Source organism: Roseibium aggregatum (assembly GCF_017309185.1).
GTDB lineage: Bacteria > Pseudomonadota > Alphaproteobacteria > Rhizobiales > Stappiaceae > Roseibium > Roseibium aggregatum_B.
The window spans coordinates 92,678-107,398 of the sequence record NZ_JAEKJZ010000002.1; the positions used below are offsets into that span (position 1 = coordinate 92,678).

Consider the following 14,721-nt stretch of genomic DNA (forward strand, 5'->3'; position numbering starts at 1 on the left):
AGTGACCTCCGCCGATTCTTGCCTTATGCCTTGTCCCATGACGACACGGGCAAAGATCGATCCGAAAGACCTCGCGGCCGACATCCTGGCCGGAAAGCGCGCCGCGCTGGCGCGCGCCATTACGATGGTGGAATCCCGCAAGCGTGAGCACCGGCAGATCGCGAAAGACCTGCTGCAGATCCTCCTGCCTGAAACCGGCAAGGCGTACCGGGTCGGGATCACCGGCGTGCCCGGCGTCGGCAAGTCGACGACCATCGACACGCTCGGCTCCAACCTGACCGAGGCGGGCCACAAGGTGGCCGTGCTCGCGGTCGATCCGTCCTCCACCCGGACCGGAGGCTCGATCCTCGGCGACAAGACCCGGATGGCGCGGCTCGCCGTGGACCCGCAAGCCTTCATCCGCCCGTCCCCCTCCGCCGGCACTCTCGGCGGCGTCGCCGCGAAAACCCGCGAGACCATGCTCCTGTGCGAGGCGGCAGGCTTCGACGTGATCCTGGTGGAAACCGTCGGCATCGGCCAGTCGGAGACCACCGTCGCCGACATGGTCGATTTCTTTCTGGTGCTGATGCTGCCCGGCGCCGGCGACGAACTACAGGGGATCAAGAAGGGCGTTCTGGAAATCGCCGACATGATCGCCGTCAACAAGGCCGACGGCGACGGTGCCCTCAGAGCCCGCTCCGCCGCCTCCGACTACCGCGCCGCCCTGCACATCCTGGCCCCGAGGTCGCCCAACTGGTCGCCGCCCGTCATAACGGTCTCAGGGCTCGCCAACGAAGGCCTCGACCATCTCTGGGATCAGATCGAAATCTACCGGACCCGCATGCAGGCAAGCGGCGAATGGCAGGACAAGCGCAGCCGTCAGCAGGTCGCCTGGATGTGGGACATGCTTCAGCAGCGCATGATGGAGGCGCTCAAGACCAACCACAAGACGGCGGACCGGCTGAAGGTGCTTGAGGAAAGCGTGCGCGAAGGCAACGCCGCCGTCTCCGTCGCCGTGGACGAGCTGGCCTCTCTGATGGGTCTCAACGAATGAAGACACCGGACAAGACCATCCTGGTGACCGGTTTCTCACCCTTCCCCGGCGCTCCGGTCAATCCGACGCAGGTGCTGATGCACCGTCTGCCTAAACGGCTTTCAAACCGCGAGACCGGCATCGATTTCGTCTTCCGCGTCCTGCCGACCACCTGGGCGGCCCGCGCCGACACAACGGCCAGGCTGCTCGAGGAGTTGCAACCCGATGCCGTGGTGCATTTCGGCCTCGACGGCACGCGACGGACGATCAACATCGAGACCCGCGCCGTCAACCGCGCCACGCGCATCCGACCGGACGCCTCCGGGCGGAAACCGGCACAGCCGGTCCTGACACCCGGAGCTGTGCGATACAGACCGGCGACCCTGCCCGCGCGTCCCTTGCGCGACGCGGCCCTGAGCGCCGGTGCTCCTGCGAAGATATCCGCCGACGCGGGCACGTATCTGTGCAACGCCACCCTCTGGGACACGCTCGGCTCCGGTACTCCGGCCATCTTCGTTCACGTGCCTTCGCTACCAAGGGGACGGCACGACCGAAGACCGGGGTTCACTTTGATAGAGGAAGCGGCGGTCCGGATCCTACTGGAAACCGCGAGACGGCTGCGCTGAAGCCATCGTTTCACTCTGGCCTCCGTTAATCGAGCAGCCGCTCGACCTGCCGGATGCAATCGCCCGCCATCTCGCGGGACAACCCGGCGCGGCCCAGGACGCGCAGGCCGAAATACGCGGAAAGCAGGCCTCTTGCCGTCTCGCGAGCCCTGGTTTCGTCAACCTCGGGAAGCTCTCCAACAGCCCTGAAAAACGCATTTTCCAGCCGCCGCACCATGGCTTGAAGTTTGGCTTCCGCTTGTCGGTCCGCGGCCGCCTTGTCGACAAGCGCGTTGCACAGGAAACAGCCGAGCCTGTCGCCGTCTTTGTGGGCGGCTTCCGCAACCTTCGAAAACAGTCCGAGGATACGAGCCCGGCCGGAACCCATGTTCGGGTCCGTCAGATATCCCACCGTGCCGCTGACGACCCGTTCGTTGTAACGGTCGAGCGCGGCCAGATAGACCGCGTTCTTGTCCTGAAAGGCCTTGTAAAAGGACCCTCTGGTGATCTGCATGACCCGAAGCAGGTCGTTCAACGAGGCCTCCTCGTAGCCGACATCCCAGAAAAGTCTCATGGCTTTGTCCATGGCCTCGTCGGGATCGAATTCACGTGGTCTTGCCATTTCTGCTCCAGTGTCCGGTTCCCGGTGGCTGCCTCACACCAATGTCAGCATCCGTCACACGCAAGTGTTTTGGACTTTACAGTTCCAAATCCTATCTCGGGTTCACCGGCAGGAAGCGACCCTTTCGACTAGTTAGGTACTAAATGGTACCGAATTATGTCCTTGCGTATTCCTCTCCCCGCCGGCCACGAACAACCTCTTGGGAGTCTCTAGAAATGTTTGCAAATCTGATCCGCAGCTCTATTGCCGCCGCCGTCGTTGTCACCGGCCTGGTCTCCAGCGCTTTCGGCGCCGGCGTCGACGTCAACGCAACCGTTACCGGCCTTGCCCTTCGCGGCGTCGATCCGGTGTCCTACTTCACCGAAGGTGCGCCGCAGGACGGCAACTTTGCCATCACCGCGGTCCATAACGGTGCCACCTACCGGTTCACTTCGGAAGAAAACAAGGCGCTGTTCAACCAGAACCCCGAGAAATATCTGCCGCAATACGGCGGTTTCTGCGCCTTCGGCACCGCGATGGGCGTCAAGGTGGACGGAGACCCGGATCTCTGGAAAATCGTTGACGGCAAGCTCTACCTGAATCTGTCCCAGAGCATTCAGGAACGCTGGAACACGGACGTTTCGGGTTTCATCGAGAAGGCCGACGTCAACTGGACCGACATCAAGGACGCCAACCCGGATGACCTGAACCCTTAATCGGCGCGTCCGGACGAAGCTGAAACCCGGCCGGGCTTCCGAGCCGGGTTTTCTTTTGGCTCCAGGCCTTTCGGCATGGCCCTTGCAGTTTTCCCCTCCAGAACCGCCGCGTTTCCCGATGCGGCCGGAAAACAGCAAGTGGCATGGGCTTATGAAACGGAATCTTCCCAGACTGAACCGCCGCGCGTTCCTTGCCGGGACAGGACTGTGCCTAATCGGGACAGCCGCACAAGCGCAGATGAAGGTCGCGGACTTGCGGGGATCGATCGATTCCGCCGATCTCGGACTTTTGCCAAACGCTGTCGACGACCAGTCCGCCCAGTTTCAGAATGCGGTGAACCGGGCCGTGGAACGCGGCCGGGCGCTGTTTCTGCCCGCGGGAACCTATCCGGTGTCGAACCTGCGCCTGCCCTCGGGAACGCTGATCGTGGGCGTGCCGGGCCGGACCCGGCTCGTTTATCAGGGCGGCGGCGGCCAGCTACTGCGCGCAGAGGGCGTCAGCAACATCGGCTTGACCGGCATCACTTTTGACGGCGCCAACCGCGCCATCGGCGATTTCACCGAGGGGTTGCTGCATTTCATCGGTGTCCGGACCCTGGAACTCGACAACTGCGAGATCGCGGGTTCGTCCAAGATGGGTGTCGTGCTGGACCGCTGCTCGGGCCGGGTGGAAAACTGCCGGATATCCGGCGCGGCCGAAGCGGGCCTGCGCTCGAACGAGGCCGTCGGACTGCGCATTACCGGCAACACGGTCTCCGACTGTGCCAATGGCGGCATCTGGGTGCATCGCTGGCGCGACGGCGAAGACGGCACCATCGTCTCCGGAAACCGGGTGGAACGGATCGGTGCGCGCTACGGCGGCACGGGTCAGTTCGGCAACGGCATCAACGTGTTCCGGGCCCATGGCGTGATGGTCTCCAACAACCGCATCGCCGATTGCGCCTTTTCCGCGATCCGCTCCAACACCGGCTCCAACGTCCAGATCATCGGCAATTCCTGTCTTCGCTCCGGCGAGACCGGTATCTATTCCGAATTCGCCTTTCAGGGCGCGGTCATTTCCAACAACATCGTCGACGGTGCGACCACCGGCATTTCCATCGCCAATTTCATGGACGGCGGCCGTCTGTCCGTGTGCTCCGGCAACCTGGTGCGCAACATCAAGGAAGACGGCCCCTATCCGCCGGAAGTCGCCGGCTTCGGCATCGGCATTTCCGCCGAGGCGGACACCGCACTGACCGGCAACGTCATCGAGGGCGCGCCGAAATTCGGCATGATGCTCGGCTGGGGGCCTTACATGCGCAATATCTCGGCCGCCCAGAACGTGATCCGCGATTGCGGCACGGGCATCGCCGTCACGGTGGTGGACGGCTCCGGCCCCGCGGTGATCACCGGCAACATCGTCCAGGGCTCGAAGAACGGCGCGATCCGCGGCTATCGCTGGCTGGAGCGAACGACCGGCGAGCTGAACGGCGCATCGGAGTTTTCGAACCTGACTGTCGAGGGCAATCAGATCGCCGCGTGACAAAATGGCGAGCTGAACCGAAACTGCAAACGCCGAAAAACCTAGCTCTCCAGGGCAAAACGCAAGGACAGGCAGGACAGCCCGCCATCCACCTTCCGCGCTTCGTGGGTCGGCAGGACGACGGTCTTGAAACCGGCTCCCTCGATGACCTCGAGTGTTTTCCGATAGCCTTCCGGCACCAGCACGACATCGTTCACCCGGATGACGTTGGCGGCATACTCCTCGCCGTCGGGAACAACCACGACCTTGCGGTCTCCGAAAAACCCGCTGTCGGCCATGATCCTGGTGGCGAGGATGACGTTGTCGCCGAGGGTGGAACAGGCGGTCTTGAAATGGAGCACGCCCTCCGGCGTTTCGCAGACTTCCGCCCGGTATCCCCAGCTTCTCAGAAGACCGGCAAAGGCCTCGGCCCCCTCTTCGTCGGTTCGGGCGGACAGCCCGATCACGATCGTGTCGTCGAGGGTCAGGATATCGCCGCCGTCGACGTGACCGGTTCCCGGCAGATCCACGACCTTCGAAAACCGCGCCTCGAGCGCCGGGACAATCTCCCGCCCTTCCCCTTCCCGGCTCGGCGCGCCCGGCCTGAGCCGGATGGCGCCCTCCGGCAGGCAGAAAGCCGGATCCTCGACGAAACAACTGTCGGGATAGGCTTCCAGAGCCGGCAGCACATCGACCTTCAGGCCGGCGTTTTCCAGAGCCTTGACATAAAGCGCGTGTTCCGCGCGAAAGGCCGCGCCGCTCGGGTCTCCGGCATCTACGGCGCGCAGACCGTTTGCCACGCTGTCCGCCGGAATACGTGTGATGGCATGCGTGAAGCGAAAGGACAGGCCCGGCTGGTGGGGCATGACAGGACTCCTGTTAATTCAAAATATCAAATAAAGGCTACAACTGACTGATAAGCAGAGAGGAGGAGACCTTCTTACACATCCTTCAGAGCCGATAACAGCGCCTGCGTCGGCTTGATATGACCGGCTTGCGCACCGCGACGGGTCAGAACCGGCGGGTTGACCAGGCCATCGAGCAAAGCGGCTTCGTCGTCGCTGAGGTCGAGCAGCGCTTCGAGCACCGCCGCCATCATAACTTCCGCCGCGCGGGTCGCCCCGTCGTCGCATTTGAGCGCGACGCCATATCCCAGTTCCGGCAGGGAGGCGCAGAACACCCCTTCCGCACCGGTCTTGACGAAGACCCGGCCGCGAAATCCCTCCATGACCTTCGTGCAGAAGCGGTCCGCGCCCGCAACCATGTAGGGTTCGTTGATACAGGCATCGTAGAGCTGCCGGGCGGAATCGGCGCGCAGCGGCTCAAGCCCCTCGCCCGTGCCGAAGGCGGCGAAGGCCCGGGCGAAACTTTTCAGCGGCGACGCATAGGTCGGAATGGAGCAACCGTCGATGCCGCAGACATCTTCGGAGAGACTGTCGCCGGTCAATTGCGCCATCACGCTGCGGACTTCCCGCTGTACCGGGTGCTCCGGCTCGATATAGCCGCGCGTCTCAACGCCCATGACCTTGGCAAGACCGAGAAAGCCGGCATGCTTGCCTGAACAGTTGTTGTGCAACCCGCAGGGGACCTCGTCAGCCAGGATAAGCCTGGCCGCGTCTTCCATGCGTTTCGGCCATTGCGGCCCGCATTCCAGCGCGTCTTCCGTCAATCCCGCCTTCAGCAGCATGACCCGGGCGGAATTGGCGTGCACCTCTTCCCCGTTGTGGGAGGCGCAGGCGAGCGCCAGCTCCGCGTCGGTCAAGTCCAGCGCCTCGGCCGCACCCGATTCCACCAGAGGCAGCGCCTGCAGCGCCTTGATGGCGGAGCGGGGAAAAACGCGTGCATCCACATCGCCTATTCCGCAGACGACACGGCCTTCCGTGTCCACGATCGCAACACTGCCGCGATGCGTGCTTTCGGTCAGGTTGCCGCGGGTAACGTCCACCAGTGCCGGATTGTCCATGAAACTTTCTTCCCGCTCTTCGTTGCCCCAAAAGCCTATGCGGATTCGGCCCTTTCCGCAGTCAAAAAGGCAGAAAGTCGCGCCAGTGCCTCGTCGATCACCCAATCCTGCTTGCAAAAACAGAAGCGGATATAACCGGACGGGGCATCCGACCCGTAAAAGGCCGAGACCGGCACGGCGGCAACGCCCGCCTCCCTGACCAGGGTCTCGCAGGCGGCCACGTCCGTTTCTCCAAGACCCAGACCTTCGAAACCGCAGGTCAGAAAGTAGGTCGCCGCGCAGGGCAAGACCGAGAAGCCGAGGTTCTTCAGTCCGCGCGCCATCCGGTCGCGCTTCGCCGTCAGATCCCCTGCCAGCTCCTCGTAATAACTGTCGTCCTTGCCGAGACCGTAAGCCACCGCCTTCTGCAGGTTGGGCGGCGTGGTGAAAGTGACCCACTGATGCGCCTTGGCGATCGGATCCATGAGCGCCGCCGGGCCGGTGACGTAACCGACCTTCCAGCCGGTGAGCGAGAAGGTCTTGCCCGCGGAACCGATCCGTACCGCGCGCTCGCGCATGCCCTCGAACGTCATCAGCGGACGATGTTTGGCACCGTCGAAAACGAGATGCTCGTAAACCTCGTCGCAAATCGCGTAAACATCGTGCTTGATGCACAGATCGGCGACGAAACCCAGTTCCTCATCCGAAAACACTTTCGCCGTCGGATTCATGGGATTGTTGAGCAGGATCGCCTTGGTCTTGTCCGAAAAAGCCGCTTCCAGCGCTTCCTTGTCGAGACGCCAGTCGGGCGGCGTCACCCGAACACGCACCGGCACGCCGCCGGCCTGTTTCACCAAAGGCAGATAACAGTCGTAAAGCGGTTCGATCAGCACGACTTCGTCGCCCGGCGACACCAGTGCGAAGATGCAGTCCGCCAGCGCCTCTGTCGCTCCCGACGTCACAAGGACCTCGGTTTCAGGATCGACCTCCAACCCGTGGAAGCGTCTGTTGCTTTCGGCCACAGCCTTGCGGAGTTCCGGCAGTCCAAGCATCGGCGGATACTGGTTGGGCCCGTCGATCAGCGCCTCAGCCGCGGTCTTGCGGATGTCCTCCGGCCCGTCCACATCCGGAAAGCCCTGCCCCAGATTGACGGCCTGATGGGTTCTGGCAAGGCGCGACATGGTCTCGAAGACCGTGGTTTCGATGCCTGTGAAAACCGGATTGGTCGGTTTCATGGTTCCTCCCAAGGTGTTTCGGCCGGTTCTAATCCTCCCTTTTAGGACAGTCGAGAAAATTCGCCTGCTGAGATCGTCAAACATGGAAATCCTGGATTTTACAGAAGCTTCGTTTGACAGGACTTCTGACGCTAGGTCAGATGACCCGCAGATTTCTTGCGGATTCGAACCGTTAACGGGGGACCGACGATGCTCAGCGTTGTTTTGGGATTTTTGGCCATTTTCATCGGCGTCGCCGCCGTGTTGCGCAGAACCGGAGCGCCGGTCGGCAGCAACCGCCTGGTTCAGGCGATCGCAAATCCATTCGCGGGTATCGTCCTGATCCTGGTCGGGCTGTTCCTGCTCCTGTCCACCTCCTTCATCTTCGTCGACGCCAACGGCGTCGGCCACCTGAAGCGCATCTATGCCTTCAAGGAACTGCCAGAGGGCCGCATCATCGCCCTGGACGGCGAAAAAGGCCCGCAGGCGCAGATCCTCGGCCCCGGCTTTCACTTCATCCCGCTGGTCCGCGTGCTTTACGATTTCGAGGAATGGGAAGTCGTCACCATCCCGGAAGGCTACTACGGTCAGCTCACCGCGCTTGACGGCGGCGCCATGCCGTCCGGCATGTTCATGGCTCCCGCCATTCCCGACGCGGAGGTCGGCGACATGCTCAAGGCGGAGAGCTTCCTGACCCAGGGCGGAATTCGGGGCCCGCAGGAAACGGTCCTCAAACCCGGCCAGTACCGCCTCAACCGCTATCTCTTCGACGTCCGCCTGGACGAGAACACCAATGCGACCATCATTCCGGCCGGCCACGTCGGTGTGGTCAAGTCCAACGTCAGCCAGCCGGGCATCAACTGCGTCGAGGAGGAGGTCTCCGCCTCCACAGCGTCCCGCGAGGCCTTGTCCGTTCCGCTCGTGCCGCGCGGCTGCGTCGGCATCTGGAAGGACCCGCTCTTTCCCGGCGCCTATTACCTCAACCGTCAGGCCTATGAGGTCACTCTCGTCGACACACGCGTTCAGACCTGGGAGTACAAGGGCGGCTACACCAAGCGGATCATCGATCTTTCCGTCGACCAGCAGGGCAATATCCAGCAGAACGAGCGCTCGGTTCAGGAACAGATCCCGGGCGACGCCGCCGACCGCGCCGTCTTCGTCAAGGTCGAGGGCTGGGACATACCGCTGGAGCTGCGCGCCCTCGTCCAGGTCGACCCCTCCAATGCCCCGGTCGTGGTCGGCTCCGTCGGCGGTCTTGAAGAAATCGAGAACCGCATCCTGACGCCGGCCATCCGCTCCATCGTGCGCAACGTCGCCGGTGCCTCGATCCGCGTTCCGGACAAGAATCCGGACGGCACGCTGGTTCAGCCCGCGAGCTTCACCGTACGCCCGACCAGGGTGCTCGACCTGATCGAGAACCGCGACGCCCTGGAACAGACCATCGAGCAGCAGATCAAGGTCGAAGGCAACAAGGCCGGGGTCGATATCCGCGAGATCCGCCTCGGCGAACCGGCGATCCCGCCGGAACTTCTCGTCTCCCGCCTGCGCGTGCAGCTCGCCGATCAGCTTTCGACAGCCTACGAGCGCGAAACGGACGCCCAGCAGAAGCGCATCGAGACCGAACAGGCACGCTCCACGGCCGACGAGCAGCCTCGTCTGGTGGAAGCGCAGATCGCCGTTCAGGTCGCCAATCAGCGCGAGCAGGAACGCGCCGCCCTAGGCCGCGCGGAACGCCAGTATCTGGAAGAACTGGCCCGCGGACAGCGCGCCCAGGTCGATGTTCTCGGCCAGGATCGGGTCGCCCTGCTCCAGGCGCTCGAAAAGCTGCTCACCTCGCTCGAGCGCAAGCCGGAACTGGTTGCTCTTGTCGGCAAACTGGTGCCGAACACGATCGTCGGCGGCGACGGCGGATTCGCCGGCGCGGCCGCGCTTCTGGGCGCCAGCCTGGGCCAGGCCCAGCAACCGCAACAGCCTGCAACCGGAAACCGGCCGGCGGCACAGTAGCGCCACGACCCCGACCGCCTTTGGCAGGAGACCCGGGACCTTTTCGGTCCCGGTCTGCCGGGATTGGCCGAACAAAAGGGACACCCGCGCCCACAACCGCAACGCAACAAAAAGTTGCGCAGCGTTTCGACAAATCTTGAAATTGCCGCAGCGGTATTTTTATGGCATCCTCAAAGGGTTGGCACAGGACCAACTCTCAAGAAGTAGGCACCGAACTGCGATTGTAGCAGTGCATCGTCAGCGGTTGATAGCCGCAGATGAGCGCCGGGACGGGGACTTCGGGCGGCCGTACCCAATAATTTCAGTACCAAAGAATTTTGGTATAATATGTTGATTTCGCTTTATTTTCCGTTCTCGGACCAGAGACGGTTGCTCCACCGGGATTTCGTTCCGATCGAAAAGCCGCATTGGCCCGTGCCGGACGATCCGGGCGGCCATATGCGCGGGATAGGCTCCGTCCGCCATCGCTGGAAACGGGGGTTCGAAGGCTGGGTTGGCGAAGACATGCTGGTCATCGGCGGATCGTCCTTCCGATTGGCCCTTCCCTTCAAGGACCCCGATGGACGCCTTGGCCGAATCCGGCTGATACGGAAGGCCTGCTTCTTCGACGGCATCCTCAACGGCCGGTTCGAATTTCTCATTTCCACCGAGAGAGAAGCCGGCACGAAGGATGAGATCAAGAGCCTCGTCGACTACCTGCTTCAAACGAAACTTCGCCTGCGAGACGGGAGCGGAAAGCTGCTGTTTCAGAGTGTTCTCGGCCAAGGTGGCAAGGCGGCTACCAACCTGTGGGCCAATGCTTCGACCCATCATAGGGAGGACGCCCACGCGGACGCCGTTCTGGCGCGCCGCCCCTTCTGCGTTGTCGAAAACGATCTGCCTCTGGAAGGACCGAAGTCCGGCATCGTCCAATACGCGTCGGATCGGTTCAACGTCTTCGCCGACATCGACCGCCTCAAGGACAGGCGGACCTTCTGCGATCTGTTTCTCTTGTCTTCGGATGCCGGTGATCGGGCGGGCCGCAATTCCGAAGTCTGGCAGACGACGCGCTATCTCAGGACCTACACTTTCCGCCTTATCCAGGACGTGGAGGCGGTTTCAAATTTGCTGACATCCCGAAAGATCGACATCGAAGACGATCGTGCGCAGTTGATTTTCAATCTCTACACCAAGCACATCTACCGCGCCGAACAGAGACTGACCGATTTTTCAGCCGGATACCTGATCGCCATGGGCTACGCCGCCTTCGAAGCCCTGTTTCCGGGCCGCTACGAGGATCTAAAGACTCGCATCCTGTCCTCCAGGATCCGGCCAAACGTTGCGAAAAAGCTTCTCAAACTCCTGGAAGATGCGGAAGCGTCCCAGCAGACGGTCAACCAGTACTACAAGCAGGAGATCATCATGGGCGACAAATACAGTGATATCGACGTTAAGGGTGAAGGCATCGCCATCGGCAGAGGCGCTTCCGCCACAGTCAGCAAGGGCGACAACGCAGATATTGCGGAAGTGATCCGGGAAATCGCCAAAACCATCCGCGAAACCAAGGATCGGCCGGATGCGGAAGTGCAGGCTGTTCTTGCGGAAAGCGCCGCCGAAAAGCTCAAGGAGGGCGACGAGAAAACGGCCGGAAGCCTGTTGTCCAAGATGTCCGGCTGGGCACTTGACCTTCTCAAGGCCTCCGGCACGGCTGCGGTCGCCGCCCTGGTCAAGTCCTACATGGGCTGACCTCCGGAAAGGTGTCAGGTTCTCCGGCGCCCCCGCCTGGTCGTCTCACGCGTCCAAGCCGCAACAGCGGTCAGCTGCGATTGTCCTCGCTGTCCCCCGCGGGCAGCCGGCGCCGCAACGCGTCTTCGACGAGAGGGACCAGATCCCGATGCCGCTCGTGCAGGTAATGATAGAAGGAATAGTGTTTCAACGTTGCTGAAAGCGGATAGATGTCATCCGCTCCAAGCCGGGTGATGATCTTCCTGGCAGGTGCCTCCGCAGCATATGCGATATCGAGGCGCCCCTGGTTCAGCATGGCGAACAACTGGCTTGGGTTTTCAACAGCCCAAACCTCCTTCGATCCCTTTGCCGCGTTTTCCGCAAATAACGCGCCCCTGACGTAGCCGGCACGATAATTCTTGAGGGCTTCGCCGGACAGGGTCTCGAGTTCGGGACGGTTCGTGAAACCATATGTCGCCATTGCCGCGAGCGGCACGTCGACCCTGACAAGCGACGGATATCGGTCTCCAATCAGATCGATGCGCACAACCTCCCCATCGCTTTTTCCCGCTGCGGCGTTCAGGATCGAACGGCTTGCCTTTTCGAAAGACACGTCGATCGCAATACCGAGGTCCGCATACGCGTCTCGCAGCACTTCTACGGCTTGAGGCGTAACGCCCGGCGCCTCGAAGGTGGAAAAATGAAGAACGGATTGCGCAAGCCCGGCCTCTGTGAATGCGGAAGCGAACAGGACGGTGCAGACGGCAAAACGAAACAGTCTCTTCACCCGGTTCATTGTCCTTGCTCTGTGCCTGGGTTCCGTCTCACGGTCCGTGGACTTTCCCTGCCCCCTCGAAACCAGAAGTGTACCACGGCGCGTTACAACTCGTCCAAATTCCCGGAATCAACAATAACAATATGTTGATTTAATTAAGTTTTGAACGCTTCGGAAACGTCACCTGCCCCGAGTCAGTCAGTTGACGTATTCGCCGGCGGAAAAGCCTGTGCTAGCAATTATGATATAACATTACGTTAGAAAGGAGCATGTTGTGGCTAGTACAGGCAGTGTCAGTGCATGGGATGAAGCCCTTCTCGTTGCGATGATCCAATACCCCGTCCCCGTAGTGACCGGACCGGAAGACATTCAGACGCAGGTCCAGCAGATCTGCAAAGCAGTCGACAGCACAAAGGCAGGTTATCCGGATCTCGACCTTATCGTGTTTCCCGAATACTCAACCCAAGGGTTGAACACGGCGATCTGGAGCTACGACGAAATGCTCCTGACGGTCGACTCCCCGGAAATCGGCGCCTTCAGGGAAGCCTGCAGGCGCAACAAGGTCTGGGGCGTATTCTCGCTGATGGAGCGCAACGACGACCCGTCGCTGCCCCCCTTCAACACCGCGATCATCGTCAATGCGGATGGCGAGTTGGCCCTGCATTACCGCAAACTCCAGCCCTGGGTTCCGATCGAACCCTGGTACCCGGGCAACTACGGCATGCCGGTTTGCGACGGCCCGAAGGGCTCGAAGCTCGCGGTTTGCATCTGCCATGACGGCATGTTCCCGGAACTGGCCCGCGAGGCGGCCTACAAGGGTGCGAACGTCTATATCCGCATTTCCGGCTATTCGACGCAGGTCAACGATCAGTGGATCTGGACCAACCGGACCAATGCCTGGCAGAACCTGATGTACACCATCTCCGTCAACCTGGCAGGCTACGATGGCGTCTTCTACTACTTCGGCGAAGGCACCGTCTGCAACTACGACGGCAACGTCATTCAGCAGGGCCATCGCAACCCCTGGGAAATCGTCACGGCCGAGCTTTTCCCGCGCCTTGTCGACAAGGCCCGCGAGAACTGGGCCCTGGAAAACAACATCTTCAACGTCGGATGCCGCGGGTATGTCGGTAAGCCCGGCGGTGAGACAGAGAATTATCTCACCTGGGTGCAGGACCTGGCGGAGGGAAAATACAAGCTCCCCTGGGACGACAGGATCCAGGTCCGCGACGGCTGGAAATACTATCCCGAAGGCCCGAAACTCGGCTCGATGGCCAAGTCGCAAACAGCCGCGGAATAGCTTTCAACAAAGGCTGTATGACCGGCAGCCCCCGCCGGGGCGGGCGCATCGCCTGCCCCGGCGCTTCCATTGTACGGGTTTCCCTTACAATTGCGTCGGATTCGGCGCATCGCCATAGACTTCGACCGGATCGAAGACCTTCTCTGTTTCGACGAAGGAGAGCTCGATCGCTCCCTCGCCGGGATTCACCGGAACCGTCCGGTAAAAACAGGATCGGTAACCGACGTGACAGCTCGCCCCCCCGGCCACTTCGACACGGAGCCAAACGGCGTCCTGATCGTCGTCGATCCGGATCTCAGCCACCTTCTGGACCAACCCGCTGGTCGCTCCCTTGTGCCAGAGACACTTCCGGCTCCGGCTCCAGTAATGGGCCTCTCCTGTCTCGATCGTGCGCAAAAGGGCTTCTTCATTCATCACGCCCATCATCAGCACTTCGCCCGAGACGGCATCCGTCGTGACCACCGGCAGGAAGCCGGCGGCATCGAATTTCGGCGCAAGAAACCTGCCTTCTTCCACCTGCTCGACCGAAACGCGTTCGGAAAACGAACGGCCCAAGGATTTGCTGCACGTCATTGACCGTATCCTTTGCCGGAAAGGTTGAGGGAAGAAAGAAAATCCCCACGCAGGTCCGCATCGCTTCGAAACTCGCCCAGGAGCCGGCGGGTCACCATGCTGACGCCCGGCTTTTTGATACCGCGCGTGGTCATGCACATATGCGCCGCCTCGATGACCACGGCCACGCCGCGCGGCTGAAGGACTTGCTGAATCGTGTCGGCGACCTGTGAGGTCAGCGTTTCCTGAATCTGCAGCCGTTTGGCGAAGACTTCGATGACCCGGGCAAGCTTGCTGATACCGACGACGCGGTCGGCCGGAAGATAGGCCACATGCGCCTTGCCGACGATCGGCACGATATGATGTTCGCAATGGGATTCGAAGCGGAGATCCCTGAGAACGATCATGTCGTCGTAATCGTTTGTCTCTTCAAAGGTGCGGGCAAGCAGTTCCGCCGGATCGCTGTCATAGCCTTCGAAAAATTCTTCATAGGCACGCACGACACGCGCCGGCGTGTCGATCAGACCTTCCCGATCCGGGTCGTCCCCCGCCCACTCAATCAGCAGACGGACGGCCGCTTCGGCGTCGGCGCGGTCAGGCTTTTTGCGCGGCGCTTGTTTTCTCCCGGACACGGCTGCGGGGCTCACAGCATAGGTCATTCGCTTCTCTTCTCCATCGTCCACATTCAAATAGAATTGATGTTATTTCATTACATTCCAAATTCGTTCACGTGCGAAACAAGAGCGTCGAAAAGCCACTTTTTGCTACCGTGAGGTCATGTTCATCGCTGTCTGC

At 61.5% G+C, this 14,721-nt stretch carries 14 protein-coding genes; 7 read left to right on the forward strand and 7 right to left on the reverse strand.

The genetic code is table 11. The features are described from left to right. Nucleotides 1-37: 37 nt before the first annotated feature. Nucleotides 38-1,033 carry a methylmalonyl Co-A mutase-associated GTPase MeaB gene (gene meaB, locus JF539_RS12640; protein WP_207141033.1) on the forward strand — a complete coding sequence of 332 codons (996 nt, stop codon included), beginning with the start codon at nt 38-40 and terminating at the stop codon, nt 1,031-1,033. Beyond that, the gene (locus JF539_RS12645) at nt 1,030-1,638 is read left to right on the forward strand and encodes a pyroglutamyl-peptidase I (RefSeq protein WP_207141034.1); all 609 of its coding nucleotides are present in this window, start codon (nt 1,030-1,032) and stop codon (nt 1,636-1,638) included. Before meaB ends, JF539_RS12645 begins: the two co-directional genes overlap by 4 nt. Before the next feature lie 25 nt (nt 1,639-1,663). Here the strand turns inward: JF539_RS12645 and JF539_RS12650 are convergent, their stop codons facing one another. After that, nucleotides 1,664-2,239 (reverse strand): TetR/AcrR family transcriptional regulator, encoded by a 576-nt coding sequence (locus JF539_RS12650; RefSeq protein WP_207141035.1) that lies wholly within the window; start codon nt 2,237-2,239, stop codon nt 1,664-1,666. 215 nt (nt 2,240-2,454) lie between these two features. On the opposite strand from JF539_RS12650, the gene JF539_RS12655 reads away from it, so the two are divergent. Then, complete coding sequence (locus JF539_RS12655; protein ID WP_207141036.1) at nt 2,455-2,934, forward strand: YHS domain-containing (seleno)protein; 480 nt, start codon at nt 2,455-2,457, stop codon at nt 2,932-2,934. A gap of 151 nt (nt 2,935-3,085) precedes the next feature. Then, on the forward strand, nt 3,086-4,456 hold the full coding sequence (locus tag JF539_RS12660) for a TIGR03808 family TAT-translocated repetitive protein (protein ID WP_209017264.1): 1,371 nt from the start codon (nt 3,086-3,088) through the stop codon (nt 4,454-4,456). A gap of 41 nt (nt 4,457-4,497) precedes the next feature. Here JF539_RS12660 and JF539_RS12665 read toward each other — a convergent pair whose 3' ends face one another. The 3 genes from JF539_RS12665 to JF539_RS12675 form a co-directional block, all read right to left on the reverse strand. After that, nucleotides 4,498-5,301 carry a dimethylarginine dimethylaminohydrolase family protein gene (locus JF539_RS12665; RefSeq protein WP_207141037.1) on the reverse strand — a complete coding sequence of 268 codons (804 nt, stop codon included), beginning with the start codon at nt 5,299-5,301 and terminating at the stop codon, nt 4,498-4,500. Nucleotides 5,302-5,375: 74 nt separating this feature from the next. Further along, entirely contained in the window at nt 5,376-6,398 is a 1,023-nt protein-coding gene (locus JF539_RS12670) for an asparaginase (protein WP_207141038.1), read from the reverse strand. 35 nt (nt 6,399-6,433) lie between these two features. After that, a complete protein-coding gene (locus JF539_RS12675; RefSeq protein ID WP_207141039.1) occupies nt 6,434-7,612 on the reverse strand; it encodes an aminotransferase in 1,179 nt (392 codons plus the stop codon). Nucleotides 7,613-7,801: 189 nt separating this feature from the next. Between JF539_RS12675 and JF539_RS12680 the strand changes: the two genes are divergently transcribed. After that, entirely contained in the window at nt 7,802-9,595 is a 1,794-nt protein-coding gene (locus JF539_RS12680) for an SPFH domain-containing protein (protein WP_207141040.1), read from the forward strand. A gap of 327 nt (nt 9,596-9,922) precedes the next feature. After that, a complete protein-coding gene (locus tag JF539_RS12685) occupies nt 9,923-11,320 on the forward strand; it encodes a hypothetical protein (RefSeq protein ID WP_207141041.1) in 1,398 nt (465 codons plus the stop codon). Between the two features lie 70 nt (nt 11,321-11,390). Here JF539_RS12685 and JF539_RS12690 read toward each other — a convergent pair whose 3' ends face one another. Next, on the reverse strand, nt 11,391-12,086 hold the full coding sequence (locus tag JF539_RS12690; protein ID WP_207141042.1) for a hypothetical protein: 696 nt from the start codon (nt 12,084-12,086) through the stop codon (nt 11,391-11,393). 262 nt (nt 12,087-12,348) lie between these two features. Here JF539_RS12690 and JF539_RS12695 point away from each other — a divergent pair, with 262 nt between their 5' ends. Continuing rightward, nucleotides 12,349-13,374, forward strand: coding sequence for a formamidase (locus JF539_RS12695; RefSeq protein WP_207141043.1), 1,026 nt, complete (start codon nt 12,349-12,351; stop codon nt 13,372-13,374). A gap of 84 nt (nt 13,375-13,458) precedes the next feature. On the opposite strand, the gene hisI is transcribed toward JF539_RS12695, so the two are convergent. Further along, nucleotides 13,459-13,947, reverse strand: a complete 489-nt coding sequence (gene hisI / locus JF539_RS12700) for a phosphoribosyl-AMP cyclohydrolase (RefSeq protein ID WP_207141044.1) — start codon at nt 13,945-13,947, stop codon at nt 13,459-13,461. Beyond that, on the reverse strand, nt 13,944-14,585 hold the full coding sequence (gene folE / locus JF539_RS12705) for a GTP cyclohydrolase I FolE (protein WP_207141045.1): 642 nt from the start codon (nt 14,583-14,585) through the stop codon (nt 13,944-13,946). The genes hisI and folE overlap by 4 nt, the downstream gene beginning before the upstream one ends. Nucleotides 14,586-14,721: the final 136 nt, after the last annotated feature.

What these genes read in the sequence shown, in the direction of transcription:
- hisI (WP_207141044.1), bottom strand. Translation starts at nt 13,947, where the DNA reads ATGACGTGCAGCAAATCCTTGGGCCGTTCGTTTTCCGAACGCGTTTCG.
- JF539_RS12655 (WP_207141036.1), top strand. Translation starts at nt 2,455, where the DNA reads ATGTTTGCAAATCTGATCCGCAGCTCTATTGCCGCCGCCGTCGTTGTC.
- JF539_RS12645 (WP_207141034.1), top strand. Translation starts at nt 1,030, where the DNA reads ATGAAGACACCGGACAAGACCATCCTGGTGACCGGTTTCTCACCCTTC.
- JF539_RS12660 (WP_209017264.1), top strand. Translation starts at nt 3,086, where the DNA reads ATGAAACGGAATCTTCCCAGACTGAACCGCCGCGCGTTCCTTGCCGGG.
- JF539_RS12650 (WP_207141035.1), bottom strand. Translation starts at nt 2,239, where the DNA reads ATGGCAAGACCACGTGAATTCGATCCCGACGAGGCCATGGACAAAGCC.
- JF539_RS12665 (WP_207141037.1), bottom strand. Translation starts at nt 5,301, where the DNA reads ATGCCCCACCAGCCGGGCCTGTCCTTTCGCTTCACGCATGCCATCACA.
- meaB (WP_207141033.1), top strand. Translation starts at nt 38, where the DNA reads ATGACGACACGGGCAAAGATCGATCCGAAAGACCTCGCGGCCGACATC.
- JF539_RS12670 (WP_207141038.1), bottom strand. Translation starts at nt 6,398, where the DNA reads ATGGACAATCCGGCACTGGTGGACGTTACCCGCGGCAACCTGACCGAA.
- folE (WP_207141045.1), bottom strand. Translation starts at nt 14,585, where the DNA reads ATGACCTATGCTGTGAGCCCCGCAGCCGTGTCCGGGAGAAAACAAGCG.
- JF539_RS12685 (WP_207141041.1), top strand. Translation starts at nt 9,923, where the DNA reads ATGTTGATTTCGCTTTATTTTCCGTTCTCGGACCAGAGACGGTTGCTC.
- JF539_RS12675 (WP_207141039.1), bottom strand. Translation starts at nt 7,612, where the DNA reads ATGAAACCGACCAATCCGGTTTTCACAGGCATCGAAACCACGGTCTTC.
- JF539_RS12680 (WP_207141040.1), top strand. Translation starts at nt 7,802, where the DNA reads ATGCTCAGCGTTGTTTTGGGATTTTTGGCCATTTTCATCGGCGTCGCC.